At 71.6% G+C, this 16,052-nt stretch carries 14 protein-coding genes; 12 read left to right on the top strand and 2 right to left on the bottom strand.

Features of this window, described 5'->3' with window-relative positions; genetic code table 11:
* Positions 1 to 68 precede the first annotated feature (68 nt).
* From ABZ801_RS20400 to ABZ801_RS20365, 8 genes are all read left to right on the top strand, one after another.
* Positions 69 to 1,367, top strand: coding sequence for a cytochrome P450 (locus ABZ801_RS20400; protein ID WP_360699759.1), 1,299 nt, complete (start codon positions 69 to 71; stop codon positions 1,365 to 1,367).
* A 2-nt stretch (positions 1,368 to 1,369) separates the two neighbouring features.
* Complete coding sequence (locus tag ABZ801_RS20395; protein WP_360699756.1) at positions 1,370 to 2,956, top strand: peroxidase family protein; 1,587 nt, start codon at positions 1,370 to 1,372, stop codon at positions 2,954 to 2,956.
* A complete protein-coding gene (locus ABZ801_RS20390) occupies positions 2,953 to 5,130 on the top strand; it encodes a hypothetical protein (RefSeq protein ID WP_360699755.1) in 2,178 nt (725 codons plus the stop codon). The genes ABZ801_RS20395 and ABZ801_RS20390 overlap by 4 nt, the downstream gene beginning before the upstream one ends.
* A gap of 15 nt (positions 5,131 to 5,145) precedes the next feature.
* On the top strand, positions 5,146 to 5,397 hold the full coding sequence (locus tag ABZ801_RS20385; protein ID WP_360699752.1) for a hypothetical protein: 252 nt from the start codon (positions 5,146 to 5,148) through the stop codon (positions 5,395 to 5,397).
* A 103-nt stretch (positions 5,398 to 5,500) separates the two neighbouring features.
* Positions 5,501 to 5,950, top strand: a complete 450-nt coding sequence (locus ABZ801_RS20380) for a nuclear transport factor 2 family protein (protein ID WP_360699749.1) — start codon at positions 5,501 to 5,503, stop codon at positions 5,948 to 5,950.
* A 269-nt stretch (positions 5,951 to 6,219) separates the two neighbouring features.
* Complete coding sequence (locus ABZ801_RS20375) at positions 6,220 to 7,845, top strand: AMP-binding protein (RefSeq protein WP_360699746.1); 1,626 nt, start codon at positions 6,220 to 6,222, stop codon at positions 7,843 to 7,845.
* 92 nt (positions 7,846 to 7,937) lie between these two features.
* Positions 7,938 to 8,849, top strand: coding sequence for a sulfotransferase (locus ABZ801_RS20370; RefSeq protein ID WP_360699743.1), 912 nt, complete (start codon positions 7,938 to 7,940; stop codon positions 8,847 to 8,849).
* A gap of 89 nt (positions 8,850 to 8,938) precedes the next feature.
* Positions 8,939 to 9,652 (top strand): sulfotransferase family protein, encoded by a 714-nt coding sequence (locus ABZ801_RS20365; protein ID WP_360699740.1) that lies wholly within the window; start codon positions 8,939 to 8,941, stop codon positions 9,650 to 9,652.
* 22 nt (positions 9,653 to 9,674) lie between these two features.
* On the opposite strand, the gene ABZ801_RS20360 is transcribed toward ABZ801_RS20365, so the two are convergent.
* Positions 9,675 to 10,427, bottom strand: a complete 753-nt coding sequence (locus ABZ801_RS20360) for a hypothetical protein (protein WP_360699737.1) — start codon at positions 10,425 to 10,427, stop codon at positions 9,675 to 9,677.
* A 416-nt stretch (positions 10,428 to 10,843) separates the two neighbouring features.
* Complete coding sequence (locus ABZ801_RS20355) at positions 10,844 to 11,626, bottom strand: cytochrome P450 (protein WP_360699734.1); 783 nt, start codon at positions 11,624 to 11,626, stop codon at positions 10,844 to 10,846.
* Positions 11,627 to 11,852: 226 nt separating this feature from the next.
* On the opposite strand from ABZ801_RS20355, the gene gdhA reads away from it, so the two are divergent.
* The 4 genes from gdhA (at position 11,853) to ABZ801_RS20335 (ending at position 16,010) form a co-directional block, all read left to right on the top strand.
* Positions 11,853 to 13,229 (top strand): NADP-specific glutamate dehydrogenase, encoded by a 1,377-nt coding sequence (gene gdhA, locus ABZ801_RS20350; RefSeq protein ID WP_344940007.1) that lies wholly within the window; start codon positions 11,853 to 11,855, stop codon positions 13,227 to 13,229.
* A 164-nt stretch (positions 13,230 to 13,393) separates the two neighbouring features.
* The gene (locus ABZ801_RS20345; protein ID WP_360699730.1) at positions 13,394 to 13,843 is read left to right on the top strand and encodes a nuclear transport factor 2 family protein; all 450 of its coding nucleotides are present in this window, start codon (positions 13,394 to 13,396) and stop codon (positions 13,841 to 13,843) included.
* A 364-nt stretch (positions 13,844 to 14,207) separates the two neighbouring features.
* A complete protein-coding gene (locus tag ABZ801_RS20340) occupies positions 14,208 to 14,789 on the top strand; it encodes a TMEM165/GDT1 family protein (RefSeq protein WP_360699727.1) in 582 nt (193 codons plus the stop codon).
* Positions 14,790 to 14,999: 210 nt separating this feature from the next.
* Positions 15,000 to 16,010, top strand: coding sequence for an SDR family oxidoreductase (locus ABZ801_RS20335; protein WP_360699724.1), 1,011 nt, complete (start codon positions 15,000 to 15,002; stop codon positions 16,008 to 16,010).
* Positions 16,011 to 16,052 lie beyond the last annotated feature (42 nt).

The raw sequence follows: 16,052 nt of genomic DNA, 5'->3' as shown, positions 1-16,052 counted from the left end.
CTCGCGTCACGAACCTGTTTCTCAGGCGGATGACGCATGCCCTTTTCCGAGCGGAATGGAGATACCGCGTGGGCGATGCGCCGCAGCACCTCACCGCGGACGGTTATCTCGACCGATACGAGGCGGCCGCCGAACGCGATCCGATGCGGGGGCTGGCGCTGCTGGCGGGGTGGCTGCGCACCGAATGGCGTCCCCTTTTCGCCGAACTGCGCGCCCGTCGGCCGATTCTGAGCACCCCCGCCTTCACGCTGGTGACCCGATTTCCGGACGTCACCGAAGTGCTTCAGAACGGCGACATATTCACGGTCAGCGGATATGCCTCCCGGCTCGACCCGGCCGTCGGCGGACCGGTCATGCTCACCCGCGACGGCACCCCGCTGAACTGGCGGGAGAAGGGGCTCATGCAGGTGATGCTGCCCCCCGAGGACGTGCCCCGGGTACGCGCCCTGGTCGCCCGCACCGCCGACCGGGCGCTGGACGCGGCGGTGCCGCGCGGCCGGATCGACCTGGTCGGCGAGCTGGCGCGGCCCGTCTGCACCACGGTGTGCGCGGAGTACTTCGGCTTCTCCGGCCCGGACCCCGAGACGCCGGCGCGCTGGTCCAGGGCGATCATCACCGACCTCACCGCCAACCTCGCCGGCGACCCCGAGATCCACGCCGCGTCGCTGGCGGCCGGCCGGGAGATGATGGACCATCTGCGCGGCGTGGCGGCCGAACGCCGCGCCGACGGCGGCGCGGCGCACCGCCAGGACGTCTTCGCCCGGCTGCTGGGCACCGTCCTGCCCGGCGAGCCGGCCTGGGACGACGACCGCATAGTGATCAACGTGGCGGGGCTGCTGCTGGGCTTCCTGGAGAACGCCGTCGGCTCGACGACCCACCTGGTGCGGCAGCTGCTGCTGCGCCCGGAGGTCCACCGGGCCGCCGTCCGGGCCGCGACCGAGCCGGACACGACGGAGTTCGACCGCCATGTCTGGGAGGCGCTGCGGTTCGACCCGTTCCTGAAGATGATCACTCGGGTGTGCGCACGCGAGCACGTCCTGGCGGCGGGCACCCCGCGTGAGACCGTCGTGCCCGCCGGCACCCTGGTCCTGGCCGCCGTGGCCTCGGCCATGTTCGACGAGACCGCCGTGCCCGAGCCCGACCGGTTCCGCACCGACCGGCCGCCGCACACGCGGCTGCATTTCGGTCACGGCCCGCACGCGTGCGTGGGCGTGCATCCCGGCGCGGCGGTGATCTCCGAGACGGTGCGCCGCCTGCTGCGGCGGCCCGGCCTGCGGCTGCTCGACCCGCCGGACGGGACGGTGGTGCGCGACCGGGACGTCTTCCCCGACCGGTTCTGGCTGGGGCTCGGCGGCGACGAGAGGTGAGCATGCGCAACGAGCGGACCAAGGCACGCGGCATCGCCACCGACGGGGCGGCCAACCGGCTGCGCTACCTGGCCCTCACCCACGGCCGCCCGCTGTGGCGGCTGGCCGAGGCCGACCCCAGGCTGCGGCTGCGCCTGAACGCCGCGTTGATGGACAGCGCGATCCGGGAGATGCCCGGACGGCCGGAACCGCTGAGCACCAGGTCCGACTACACCTCGTGGGCGTCCCTGACCGACCGCACCTACATGGCCCGGCACCTGCCGCCGGTGCCCGGCCGCGACGAGGCACGGCCGTCGGCGGAGCGGGCCGCCGACCTGTTCGCCCGGGGCGGCGAAATGATCCCCTGCCCACGGTCGACGGTGCTCTTCGCCTATTTCGCCCAGTGGTTCACCGACGGATTCCTGCGCGGCGACACCAACGTTCCCCGGGATCCGCGTCGCAACAGCTCCAACCACGAAATCGACGTCAACCCGGTCTACGGGATCACCGAGGACCAGACCAACGCCATCCGCGCCTTCGACGGCGGCCGGCTCAAGAGCCGGCTCGTCAACGGCGGAGAATTCCCGCCGTACCTGTGCGAGAACGGAAAGATCAAATCGGAGTTCTCGGCGCTGAGCGTGGCCCTGTTCGACAGGGTCGACGAGCCGCGGCGCGACACCCTGTTCGCCACCGGCGGCGACCGGGGCAACGCGCAGGTCGGATTCACCATGTTCACCGTGCTCTTCCTGCGCGAGCACAACCGGGTGGCGCGGGTGCTGGCCGACGCCTATCCGAAATGGGACGACGAGCGGCTGTTCCAGACGGCCCGCAACATCGTGATCGCCATCGTCATCAAGCTGGTGGTCGAGGAGTACATCAACCACATCACCCCCTACCATTTCCGCTTCCTGCTCGACCCCCGGCTGAGCACCCGGCTGGCCAGGGCGCCCTGGCACCGGCAGAACTGGGCGTCGATCGAGTTCAACCTGGTCTACCGCTGGCACAGCCTGGTCCCGTCCGAACTGGTCGTCGCGGGGCGGGAGCTGCCGCTGCCGGCCACCTTGTTCGGCAGCGCGCTGCTGCCCGAGGCGGGGCTGGGACGGCTGTTCGAGGACGCCTCCGAGCAGCGGGCCGGACGCATCGGGCTGTTCAACACCGACCCGGCCCTGCGGGAGGTGGACGTGGCGAGCATCGCCGGCTCGCGCGCCGTGGACCTGGCCCCCTACAACGACTACCGCGCGCACTGCCGCTTCCCGCGCGTCCGCCGCTTCGAGCAGATCTCCGGCGATCCGCGCGTCCACGGGGCCCTGCGCGAGCTGTACCGGGACGTGGACGACGTCGACCTGTACGTGGGCCTGTTCGCCGAGGAGCCGGGCTCGGCCAGGGCCATCCTCCCGCCGCTGCTCACCAAGATCATTGCGATCGACGCGTTCTCCCAGGCCCTGACCAATCCGCTGCTGGCGCCCCGGGTGTGCAACGCCGAGACGTTCTCCCCGGTCGGGATGCGGATCATCGGCACCACCCGGACGGTCTCGGACGTGCTGCACCGCAACGTGCCGGAGGATCCGCGGCCCCGGTTCGTGAGCATGACCTGGCGAGGCGCCCGATGACCGCCGAGCACGACACTGAGCACGACGCCGAGCACGACGCCGAGCCCGCCGCCCGGGTCCTGCGCGAGGCCGCGCGGGAACTGGCCGACATCGCCACCACGCTGCGCGAGGTGTCCCGGCACGCCACCGCCGCCGCCACGGACGGCGCCGTCTACGGTTCGCTGCGCCGGGCGCCCGCCGCCGGGGCACGGGCGCAGCGGGCCGTGCTGCGCGCGGTCACCGACCGGCGCGGGCTCGGCTACACCGTCGCGGGCGGGCCGATCGGCACCCTCGGCGCCAAGCTCGGCGGCATGGCCGGGACGCGCAGCCTGGCCGTCCGGATGATGACGACGTCGCTGCGGCTGCGCATCGCCGCCGTCTGCCTGGACAACCCCGAACTGGTCACCGATCCGCTGCTGGCGCGGCTGCACGAGGCGGTGGCGGCCGAGCGGGAGATGGACGCGGTCCGGGCCCTGTGCGCGCTGATCAAGGACCGGGGCACGGCCCGCACCCTCACCGCGATCGCCCCGATCTTCGGCGAGTTCCTGGCGTTGCGCGCCCTGCTGGACCGCAATCCGCTCAACGACCGTACCGCCTGGCTCATCGCCAGCGGCGAGGCCGCCGCCACCGCCGACCCCATCACCGGCCTGAGCAACCGGGCGATCGCGGTGCTGGACGTGGGGGAGGGCGCCGCCCGCCGCACCGCCCCCGAACCCGGCGAGCTCGCGCGGCTCGGCACGCACGGATCGCTGCTGGACTTCCTCACCAACATCTGCGTCGTCGGCCCCACCGGCCGGGTCCTGGTGCAGACCGTGACCGGCCCGGACGGCGTCCGCCGGCACGTCGTGCAGGTGCCGGGCATGCGGATCGGCAACCCCGACCTGGACTCGCCCGCCGACCTGCTCGGCGCGTTCAGCAGCACCCTGATGGACAGCGCCCCCTTCAGCCGCGCCCTGGCCCGGGCCGTCGAGGACTACGGCGTTCCGCCCGGCGAGGACATCGCCCTCATCGGCCACAGCGCCGGCGGCGCCGCGATCATGAATCTGGCGCAGGACCCGGAGTTCTGCGCCCGCCACACCGTCGCCCACGTGGTGGCCGTCGGGTCGCCGATCGACTTCAAGCGGCCCGTCTCACCCCACACGTGGGTGGCCAGCATCACCAACCAGCACGACCTCATCCCCAGCCTGGACGGGCAGGGCGCCGGCTCCTGCTTCGACCTGCACCCCGACTGGTACGCGGTCGACTACACCGACCCCGCCCACGTGTTCCCCGCCTGCCACCGCATGGAGCACTACCGGGCCAACATCGCCGAAGACCTTCCGGAGGTCCGCGCCCGCCTGGAGGAGCGGCTGAGCCCCTACCAGGGCCCGGTCGTCCGGTCGCAGCTGTACCGGCTGTACGACCGCAGGCCCGCGGCCGCGACGACCACGGCCCCGACGACCGTGCCCCCGACGACCACCGTGGTCACCACGGCCGGAGACACCGTCGAACTGCCGCTGCGTTCCCCGGAGGGGCGCGCGCTCACCGCCTACTTCACCGCCGACCCGGCCGTCGCCGCGCGGCTGCTGGGGGAGCACGGGCGCGCGGTGCGGCTGGGCGGCCGCGCGCTCATCGCCCTCCACGCGTTCGAGAACCGGGGGACACCGCTCGGTGACTACGGTGAGGCGCACCTGGGGGTCGTCGTCGCCGACCCGGACGGTCCGCGCCCGTCCCGCGTGTGGCGGGAACTGCTGCCGTCCGGTGAACACCGCGGCCTGGGCACCTGCTTCCTGCACTCGGTGCTCACGACCGACCTGGCGTGCGCCGTGGCGGGCGAGGCGTGGGGGCATCCGGCCTCGGTGGGCGCGGTGCGCGTGGCGGGCGACGGGCGTTCCGCGTCCGTGACGGTCGTCGACACCGACGGCACGATCCTGACGCTGGCCGGGCCGCTGGGCCGCGGGCTGCCGTTCGTCAGACGGGACGTCGTCGTCTACTCCCGGCGGGACGGAGCCCCGCTGCGTTCGCACATCCGCGAACGCGGGCGCCGGCGGGCTCACCCGTCTCCCGGCATGCGGCTCACCGTCGGCTCCTCCGCCAACCCCCTCGCGCGGGCCCTGGACGCGCTCGGCCTCGACGGCGCCCGCCCGGTGCTGTGCCTGACCGCGCCCGCCCGCAGCGGCCTGCGGACGCCGGCCGTCCCCCTGCCCGCCCGCTGACCCCGGAGCCAGTACATGCCCATTAACCCTGTCTCCGCCCACGCCCGGGTCCTCGGCGCCGACGCCGACGTGCTGGCCGAGTGCGCCGCACGGCTGCGCCGGCTCGCGGCCCGGCTCCGTGCGCACGACGCCGCACCGCCCTGGCTGTACCACGCGCTGAACGACCACATCACCGCCTGCGTGGTGGCCTCCGCCGACCTCGCCGACGCCGCCGAACGGCTGCACGAGTACGCCGCGGCGGCGATCTCCGACGGCCCCACCCGCTGATCACCCGGGCCGCGGCCGCGTTCCCGCATCCCCGCCGGCCCGGCTGGAACGTGATGTCGCAATGCCGCCAGCGTGTCGCGACGTGGCCGACCAGGCTGTCGGCATGACCGATTCGCTGACGACCGACTCGCTGACCGTCCTCACCGGCATGTACGCGGCCGAGGCGGAGTACCTGGCCGCCGGGGGGCCGGGCGAGGCCTCGTTCGATCTGCTCGCTCCGTTCTTCGCGTCCGATGTCGTGCTGCACCAGGCCGACGCCCTGCCCTACGGCGGCGTCTGGCGTGGGCACGCGGGCATGGAGCGGTTCTTCCTCGCGATGAGCCACACGTGGGAATCGTTCGACATGGTGGAACAGGAGTTCCTCGCCACCGGCGAGACCGCCGTGGTGCTCACCCGGGTCCGTGCTCGCGCGCGTGCCACCGGCCGCGAGCTCGCCTTCCCCATCCTGCAGACGGTGGCGATCAAGGACGGGCGGATAGCCGAGGTCCGCCCCTTCTACTGGGACACCGCCGCGATCGCCGCCGCCTGCGCGGTGCCGGACGAGACCGGCTGAGATCAGTGGTGAGCCCGTGCGTCACCCACTGGATGGCCGCGACGAGGACGGTGTCCTGACCGCGGACGGCGAGCTCGGCGCAGGCCCCTGCCACGGCCCGGAAGGTGCGTTGGGGCGGTCGCCTGCGGCAGGTCGCGTCGCCGACCGGTCGTGATCTCGGTGGCAAGGGGGTTGACGACCACACCTCTCATTGCTCAGAGTCATGGTTCATGTACTGTTGGTGAGCGAATGGTGGCCGGCTGGTCGCCTGGCTCATCGGGGGGGACGCTATGAGCCGTGTGACCGAGTTGCCGTCAGCCATGCCTCCGGCGGCAGGTGGCTTCTACCGCCAGGGGTGGTGGCGGCGAGAGAGCTTCGTCGACGATCTGCACGCCCGTGCTCGTCAGATGCCCGCGTCGGTCGCCTACGTGAACGTGCGGTCGCTGCGAGGCGCCACCGAGTCGGCGACGGTCACCTTCGGTGAGCTGGCCGAACAGGTGGAGCGGCTGGCGGCGGTGCTGTGGGGGCTGGGCGTGCGGCCCGGCGATCTGGTGGCCCTTCGATCACCCAACCGGTGGGAGGCCGCGGCGTTGTGGCTGGCGTGCGGCAGGGTGGGAGCGGTGACCATGTCGCTGTCGCCCTGGGCGGGCGCCCGCGAGGCGGAGATCGCCTTCACCGGCATCCCGGCCCGTCTGCTGGTCATCGGGGACGCGTGCGCGCCGGATGCCGCGGGCCTCGCGCCCCGCACGGTCCACCTGGGGGAACTGCTGGACAGCGCGCACGCCGCCGAGCCGCTGCCCGCCACGGAGCGACCACAGGTCTCGCCGGACGACCCGCGGCACGTGGCGCTCACTTCCGGCACGACCGGGAGCCCCAAAGCGGTGGTGCATTCCGGCAACACCCTGTACGCGTCACTGCGGGCGGCCGCCGCGTTCCTGCCGCCCCGGCCGGTCCTGACGAGCGCCGCGGGATTGACTCATGCGTCGGGGCTGAAATACCTGGCGTTGATGCCGCTCGTCACCGGGGGGCGTGCGGTGCTGCTCACCAGTGACGACCTCCACGGCCCCGACCAGTGGCTCGATCTGGTGGCTCACCATGAGGTGAGCTGTCTGGTCGGCCTTCCGGCCCTCCTGGGGCAGTTGGTCACCGCCCAGCGCCGACGCGAACGCGACCTGTCCGGCATGCGCCGCGTCGTCAGTATCGGCGCGCCCCTCCCCGCCCCGACAGCGGTCGGCATACGCGCTCACCTGTGCACCGGCCTGATCAACGTATTCGGGATGACCGAAGGCGGCCCCCTCTGCGTGACCGCGCCGGACGACCCGTCGGAACCCGCCGAGCTGGGCATGGGACGGCCCGTCGGAGGCACACAGGTCGAGATACGCGGCGAGGACGCCTCCGGGGCGGGCAGCCTCAATGTCCGCGGCCCGAGCATGTGCCTCGGCATCCTCGATGTCCGGTCCGGCCGGACGACGTGGACCCCGGACCGCGACGACGGCTGGTACGACACCGGCGACCTGGTCCGGAGCGACGAGCACGGGCGGCTGCACTACCTGTCGCGCGCCTGCGACCGGGTCGGTTGGGGGCCCATGATCCCGACCGCGGAGGTCGAGAGCCAGTTGCTCGGCCACCCCGCCGTCGCCGACGTCGCCGTGATCGGGGTGCCCGACCGGCAGGGGCACGAAGCCGCCTGCGCCGTCGTCGTCCCGCGCAGCGCCCGGCCGACCCTGGACGAGCTGTGCGCGTTCCTGCGTCAGCGGCGCATGGGCGACAAGGACCTGCCCGCCCGTCTGGCCGTCGTTCCGGCGCTGCCCCGCACCGCACTGGGAAAGATCAGTAAGGCGGAGCTTCGTCGTCAGGTCATCAACGGCGCCCTGCCGACCGAAGGCTACGACGCGCTCCGGCACCGCCTGGAATGACCCGGGACGCGCACCACAACCCCCCAGGACCGATCGATCACTCGCTCACGTGGCCGTCCAACAGGACGGCGAGCGGCTTTGTGGGGGGACAGGTGGACACGACAACGCAGAACCGAAAAGAACCGGCGCACCGGCTCCGGCTCCTCGACGACGTGGCGCCACCGGCGCCGCCACCGCCGGTACCGCCCGGATGGCGGATGGGGCCGCCCGACTTCGTCGGGGTCGGGACGATGAAGTCCGGCACGACATGGTGGTGGTCGGTGCTGACCACCCATCCCGCGATCGCCTCACCACGCGCCGCCCAGGCGGCCGCCGACCATTCCGGTGCCGATTCCCGAGCGCTTCACGGAGCGAAAGAGGTGCACTTCTTCGACCACTACGGCCGCGTCGAAGACGTGGATCCGGCGGAATATCACCGCTACTTCCCCCGTCCGCCCGGTGCGATCGCCGGCGAGTGGACGCCTCGGTACATGTACGACTTCTGGACGCCGCCGATGCTGCGCGCGGTCGCTCCGGAGGCCAGACTGCTCGTGCTGCTGCGTGATCCGCTGGAACGCCTGGCGTCGGCCCTGGGCTTCCACCGGGCCCTGGAAGCCGGGCACTCCCTCGCGGCCGTCATGGAACACCAGTTCCACAGGGCTCTGTACTGGCAGCAGCTGCGGATGCTGATGAACAGCTTCGACCGCGACCGGATCCTGGTCCTGCAGTACGAACGGTGCGTCGCCGAACCGGAGCGGCAGGCCCGGCGCACCTTCGAGTTCATCGGCGTGGACCCGGACATGTGGCATCCGGTTCGCCCTTTCGACCAACAGGTGGGGCGGTCGTCTCCGAAGCCCGTCGTCAACGAAGCCACTCGCGCGGTGTTCTGTCAGGCCATCGCGCCGGACATCAGCCGCCTGCTGAGCGAGTTTCCCGACATCGACCCCACGCTGTGGCCCAGCGTCGGCCCTTCGGTGCCCGGAAGCGGTACAGAAGCCCACGACCTGGCCGCACTGGACGGCTGAGGCCGCCGACCGGAAAACCCCCGGCACGTCATCGCCGCGATTCGCTACGCCACACCCACGGGGGAGTGGCGTCGTCACAGGAGTTCAGAATGCTGGAGATCATCGGGGCCGGTTTCGGCCGGACCGGCAGCTATTCGCTGAAAGAGGCGTTGACGCGCCTGGGATACGGCCCATGCCACCACATGACTTCACTCGGCGAGAGCGAGGAGTCGCTGCGACGCTGGGAAGCCGTGGTGGACGGCGAGCAGATCTCGTGGGATGTGGTGCTGGCCGGTTACCGCGCCGCACTGGACTGGCCGGTCTGCGCATACTGGCGGGAACTCGTCGCGGCCTATCCGCATGCGAAGGTCATTCTGACCGTACGTCCCCCGGATCGCTGGTATGCCAGCATGTCCCGCACTCTTTACAGATCCTCCCGTCCGGCGCCGCTGACCCCTGAGGGGATGCTGATGCGGCTGGAGGACCTGCTGGACCCCGGCCTGCGGCGGCGTCGGCGGATCTCGCGAGAGGTGATCTGGAAAGGGACGTTCGGCGACCGGTTCGCCGACCGCGAGCACGCGATCGAGGTCTTCAACCGCCACAACGCCGAAGTGCGGGCCCATGTGCCCGCCGACCGGCTCCTCGTCTTCGACACGGCCCAAGGCTGGGAGCCGCTCTGCGACTTCCTGGGCGTCCCGGTGCCCGACGAGGAATTCCCCCACCTCAATCGGGCCGCGGCCTTCCAGGACGGCCTGTCGAGGCGCCGCCGGCGGATTCTGACCGGACGTGCCATGGTCGGAGCCCACGGGGACGCCGTTCGTTGACCGCCCTCTTCCGCCGGGACGTTCACACTTCCCCGCGGTGCCTGCGCAGAATCCATGGGTGGTGGCCGTCGGCGAGGATTTCAATACGCCTGGGCCAGTGGTAGGGGGCCGGCAGACGTCCGGCCCCCCGGAAATACAGGACGGTGCATCCCGCCTTTCCCTGGTGGGGGTTGAAGCCGCCGCCGTCCGCGGTCAGCCCGGCGCGTCTCGCGACGGCATCCCAGATCTGGTCGAGGACGCGTTCGCCGGGCTCGGCGACGCGGAAGCCCAGGTGTGTCTGGTGCTGGCAGGAGCGCTCGTCCTCGGCGATGCGGCCGCCGGTCGCGGAGGCGTGCGACGGCAGCAGGAACAGTTCCATGGACCGATCTCTCGACGTCTTCACGTGCGTTATCACGACCGGCAACTGCTCTCGGGGAAGCCCGTAACGCTTCGCCAGGTGACTGCGGACCACCGTACTGGGAACGGTCGGCGCCGCTTTCAGTCCGCGCTCTTCCAGTTCCGTCAATGCCCTGTCGATCCGTCCGGGAAAGACGAGCAGGGCCCCGTGATCGAATCGAGTGTGCCGGGCGATCAATTCCGTCGCGTCGCCGTGCGCGTCCGGTGGCAGAACGGCCCGCAGCGCGCTTTCCGTCGTGTGGGCGGCGATGAACCCTCGCATCGTCTCCAGGCGCCCCCAGTCGGCGGGTGCCAGACCGGGCACCGAACGCCGGCTCATCTCTTGCCGGACCGGGGCCATGGCGGTGTAAGGAGGCGGAGGCGGGACGTCGTCCATCATGACGGCACCCCGGGCGCGGCGGTCGCGGACAGGCGGCTGCCTCTCGTCCGTGCCGGTCTGCGGTTTTCGCTGTTGAAATCGCTCGTTCTGAACATGGCGGCGGTATCGGCGCCATGGGATGTTCTGGCCGCCACTGCACGACCAAGGACCGTTTTGACCGGCTTGCCCTTTCGGCGGGCGCCGCCCATGCCCCGACCCCGGATCAGACCACACTCTGGTTCGGTCACCTTCGACAAGGTACTCGAAGAATTGCGCCTCGTAGTTAATCGATTTCTAATCATGAGGCCACTCAATAACACCACGGCCCTGGGATTCGCGTTACCGTGACGTCCGCGCCGACCCGCCGCTGCCGCGAGCCCCGCGGCCCGCTCTGCGGGGCGCCCCCGCCGGTGAAAGCCCCGCTCACGACCCCGTGCTCAGGTCGGCCAGGTCAGGGGCAGGGTGTCCAGGCCGAGGACGAGGCCGGCGTGTTCCGTGGGCCGGGCGCCGTCCGGAATGCGGTAGTCGGGGATGCGGCGGTGCCATTCCTCCAGGGCGATGCGCAGCTGCAGGCGGGCCAGATGGGCGCCGAGGCAGCGGTGCGGACCCGCGCCGAAGGCGATGTGCCGGTTGGGCGCGCGGTCGAAGTCGACGGTCTGCGGGTCGGGGAACACCCGGGGGTCCCGGTTGGCCATCATGAGCGGCAGCATCACCATGTCCCCGGCGCGCATGGGACAGCCGTGGACGTCGGCGTCGGCGGTCAGCCTGCGGGCGGGCAGTCCCATGAACTCCAGGAACACCGTGGTGGGGAAGCGGCGGGCGAAGTCGGCGACGAAGTCGCACGATCCCTTGGCGGCCATCCCCTCGACCAGTTCGACGCACCGCCGCCGGACGGCGTCCCGCATCGCGGCGGCGCGGGCGGAGGTGAACAGCGGCCGCAGCAGCCTGCGCCAGGTGGTGTGCAGCGGCGGATCCAGCATGATCGGGATCCACTGGTAGGGCGGATCCGGGTCGATGACGGAGATCGCCCGGCTGGAGTGGGACCCGGCGTCCTGGTAGGCGGCGACGATGTCCTCGTGCCTGGTCAGCACCCAGAATCCGTGCCCGGCCCCGCTGTGGAACGCCGGGCACCGCTCACGGAGCTCGTCCAGCATCGGGTGGGTGGTGCCCGCCGGACGGGGCTCGCCGAACGGGTCGAAGTGGATCCGGGGGTGACTCATCGGCGCTCTCCTCTCCGCGCTCCTTCGCGTGCCACTCCGCGGTCGCTCCTTCGACCGTCCGGCCGTGCCCGGAGCGGCGTCGAGGGCATCGGCGGCGTGGCCGGCGGATCTCACCGGGGGAGACCTGGAAACCGGAACGGTTGGTGGCGAACGTATCCTCCATAACGGTGCGTGACTAGACACGATCGTCCGATAGGTCGCCCTGAACCTGCTTGAAGGAGCATGCATGCCTCTGCCTCCCGGGAGGTCCGCCTCGCCCGCCACCGAGACCGTGCTGAACGAGGCGTTCGACCGGATCCTGCGCCGCAACCCGGGCGAACCGGAGTTCCACCAGGCGGTGAAAGAGGTCCTGGAGACCCTCGCACCGGTGCTGGACCGGCGTCCGGAGCTTCTCGACGCCAAGATCATTGAGCGGATCACCGAGCCGGAACGCCAGATCATCTTCCGGGTGCCGTGGCAGGACGACAAGGGCGAGATCCATGTGAACCGCGGCTTCCGGGTCGAGTTCAACGGCGCGCTCGGCCCGTACAAGGGCGGGCTGCGGTTCCACCCGACGGTCAACCTCGGCGTCATCAAGTTCCTCGGCTTCGAGCAGATCTTCAAGAACGCGCTCACCGGGCTGAACATCGGCGGCGGCAAGGGCGGCAGCGACTTCGACCCGCGCGGCCGCTCGGACGACGAGGTGATGCGGTTCTGCCAGTCGTTCATGACCGAGCTGCACCGTCACCTGGGCGAGCACACCGACGTCCCGGCCGGCGACATCGGCGTCGGCGCCCGCGAGATCGGTTACCTGTTCGGGCAGTACCGGCGACTGGTCAACCGCTGGGAGGCCGGCGTTCTCACCGGTAAGGGCATCGGCTGGGGCGGCTCGGCGGGCCGCCCCGAGGCCACCGGGTACGGCAGCGTGCTGTTCACCGCCGAGATGCTCAGGCTGCGCGGCGAGGACCTGGAGGGCCAGCAGGTCGTGGTGTCCGGCTCCGGCAACGTCTCGATCTACACGGTGGAGAAGGCGCAGGCGATGGGCGCCAACGTCGTCACCGTCTCCGACTCCGACGGCTACGTCGTCGACGAGAAGGGCATCGACCTCGCCCTGCTCAAGGAGGTCAAGCAGGTCCGGCGGGGACGGGTCGGCGACTACGCCGAGCTGCGCGGCCCGTCCGCCCGCTACGTGCCGGGCGGCCGTGTCTGGGAGGTGCCCGCCGACATCGCCTTCCCGTCGGCCACCGAGAACGAGCTGAACTCCGACGACGCGGTCACGCTCATCCGCAATGGCGTCAAGGCCGTGTCGGAGGGCGCGAACATGCCGACCACGCCGGACGCGGTGCGTCTCTTCCAGGAGGCGGGCGTGGCGTTCGGGCCCGGCAAGGCCGCCAACGCGGGCGGCGTCGCGGTCAGCGGGCTGGAGATGGCGCAGAACGCGGCCCGCGTGAGCTGGACGTTCGAGAAGGTCGAGGCCGAGCTCACCCGCATCATGAAGGCCGTCCACGACAAGTGCCACGAGACCGCGGAGCGTTATGGCTCCCCGGGCGACTACGTCAAGGGCGCCAACATCGCGGGCTTCGAACGCGTCTCCGACGCCATCCTCGCCCAGGGACTCACCTGACCGAACGCGACCACGCCGGGTAGCGGTCTTCGCGGCGGCCGCCGGGACATCCCGATCACGCGGGTGGTTACCTGCCGGGTAATCGTCCCGGCGCGGCGGCGCCGCCAGGATGGCGTTCGTCCGCCCCACCACGAGGCGGCGGCGTCAGACCAGGAGGATTCGCCATGCCCACAGCCACATCCGCGACGACCCGGGCGGTGGTGGAGGAACTGTTGCGCCGGATCGGTGCGGGAGACCCCGAGGGCGTGGCCGAGCTGTACGCCGAGCGGGTGGACTGGAAGGTGAACTGGCCGCAGGCCGAGCACGGGCGCGCCGCCACCCCGTGGATCCGCCACCGTTCCACCCGCGCCGACGCCGCCGCCCACTTCCGGCAGCTCGCCGAGCACCACGTGCCCGACCAGGCGGGCACCGAGATCGAGCGGATCCTCGTCGACGGCGACGAGGCGGTGGTGCTCGGTGAGATCCGCCAGACGGCCCGGTCGACCGGCCGCGCCTACCGCGCCCGGTTCGCCCTGCACCTCACGGTCGAGCACGGCCTCGTCACCCGTCACCACGTGTACGAGGACAGCCTCGCCGTCGCCCAGGCGTTCGATGCCGAGCGGCACGGACAATGAGGGCGCCCGGCCGATGAGCCGCCCACGGCCGCTCGCGAGGCCGCCGGCGTGCGGAGCCGGACGGACCGGCTCCGGCGTCCCCGCTCCCGTGACGTTCCGGCGCGGCCGGCCCCCCTGTAAACTCCCTGTCGGCGAAGGGGAGTAGTCCTGCGACATCGCTGGTCGACACACTGGACATCCGAGGATGTCCCGGCCACCGAGCCACCGCGCTGACGCGCGGGGCGGACGAGACCTTCGGCAAGGCATGACCTGCCCGCACCACCATGCGGGCTGTACCGTCGTGCCGGGCCGAGTGGTTCGTCCGTCGCCTCCCAGGGCGTCGCCGAGGTTCGCGGCCCGGCCCCAGTGGAAGGCGCCCCCGGGCATGACATTCGATCCTCTGGCGTTCATCACCGCCTTCGGGCTGATCTTTCTCGCCGAGCTCCCCGACAAGACGATGTTCGCCTCGCTGGCCATGGGCACGCGCATGCGCCCGCTGTACGTGTGGTTCGGCACCTCCACCGCGTTCATCGTGCACGTCACGATCGCGGTGGGCGCCGGCAGCCTCATCGGCCTGCTGCCGGCCATGGCCGTCAAGCTCGTCTCGGCGGCGCTCTTCGCGTTCGGCGCCGTCGTCCTGTTCCGCTCGGGTGACGACGAGGAGGACGACGACCGGGCGGGCGGCAAGATCACCCGTTTCTGGCCCGCCTACGCCGCCGCCTTCACGGCCGTCTTCGTCAGCGAATGGGGCGACCTGACGCAGATCACCACCGCCAACCTCGCCTCCACCAACCCATGGCTGCCCACCGCGATCGGGGCGGCGGCCGCCCTGATGTCGGTGTCGGCCCTGGCGCTGCTGGCGGGCCGTTTCATCGCCAAGAAGGTTCCGCTGAAGACCGTCCAGCGCATCGGCGGCCTGTGCATGGCGGGCCTGGCGATCTGGACCCTCATCGAGGCGTTCAGCTGATCACGGAACCGCCCCCGAGGAGAGCGGCCGTGGCGTCCCCCTGTGCGTGACGCCGGCGCTGGGCGGCAGGTGTCGACGACCGAACGCCGGCACAGGGACCGGGCACTGGAAGATCTACGCCGCTGGTGCCCCGTGTGGCGACGCGGTTCACCAGTGCGCTCCCGGGTAGACGAGGCACGGCACGTGGCGCCTGGGCAGGAGGGGGTTGCAATGGCAGACGCGTTCGCTGACCGAGTGGTCGTGGTCACGGGGGCCAGCGGCGGAGTCGGTCGCGCGACCGCACGGCTGTTCGGAACGCGGCGCGCCCGCGTCGCGCTGCTGGCCCGCGGCGAGACCGGGCTGCAGGCGGCGGCGGAGGAGGTGCGCGACGCGGGCGGCCGGCCGCTGCCGCTCACGGTGGACATGGCGCACTTCGACCAGGTCGACCGGGCGGCCGACAGGATCGAACGGGAACTCGGCCCGATCGACGTCTGGGTGAACGTCGCGTTCAGTTCGGTCTTCGCCGAGTTCTGGGACATCGAGCCCGAGGAGTTCCGCCGGGCCACGGAGGTCACCTATCTGGGCTTCGTGCACGGCACGAGGGCCGCGTTGGACCGGATGCGGCCGCGCGGTCGCGGAGTGATCGTGCAGACGGGGTCGGCGCTGGCCAAACGGGGCATTCCCCTGCAGTCGGCCTACTGCGGAGCCAAACACGCCATCCAGGGGTTCTACGAGTCGCTGCGCTGCGAACTGATGCACGACAGGTCGGGCGTCCAGATGACCATGGTGCATCTGCCGGCGGTCAACTCTCCGCAGTTCAGCTGGCTGCTGTCCCGGCTGCCGCGGCACGCGCAGCCGGTGCCGCCGATCTACCAGCCGGAGGTGGCCGCCCGGGCTCTGGTCTACGCGGCCGAGCACCCCCGGCGCCGCGAGTACTGGGTCGGAGCCAGCACGGTGGGGACCCTGCTGGCCAACCGGCTGGTTCCCGGGCTGCTGGACCGCTACCTGGCCCGCACGGGATACGACTCCCAGCAGACCGGGGAGCCCCGCGATCCCGACCAGCCGGCGAACCTGTGGGAGCCGGCGGACGGCAAGGACGGAAAGGACTTCGGCGCCCACGGCGTCTTCGACGGTCGCGCGCATCAGCGGAGCCCGCAGACATGGGCAGCCCAGCACCGCCTGGCACTGGGGGCAGCGGGAGGCGCCCTGGCGGCGGCAGGAGTCTGTTGGTGGAGGCGCTGATCTCGGCCCGCTTCCATCCTCCGGACCGGCCGCCTTGCACGA

The sequence above is a fragment of the Actinomadura sp. NPDC047616 genome (assembly GCF_040642915.1).
GTDB lineage: Bacteria > Actinomycetota > Actinomycetes > Streptosporangiales > Streptosporangiaceae > Spirillospora > Spirillospora miaoliensis.
Note: the sequence above shows the minus strand (reverse complement) of the source record. Positions and strands in the feature narration are given on the sequence as shown.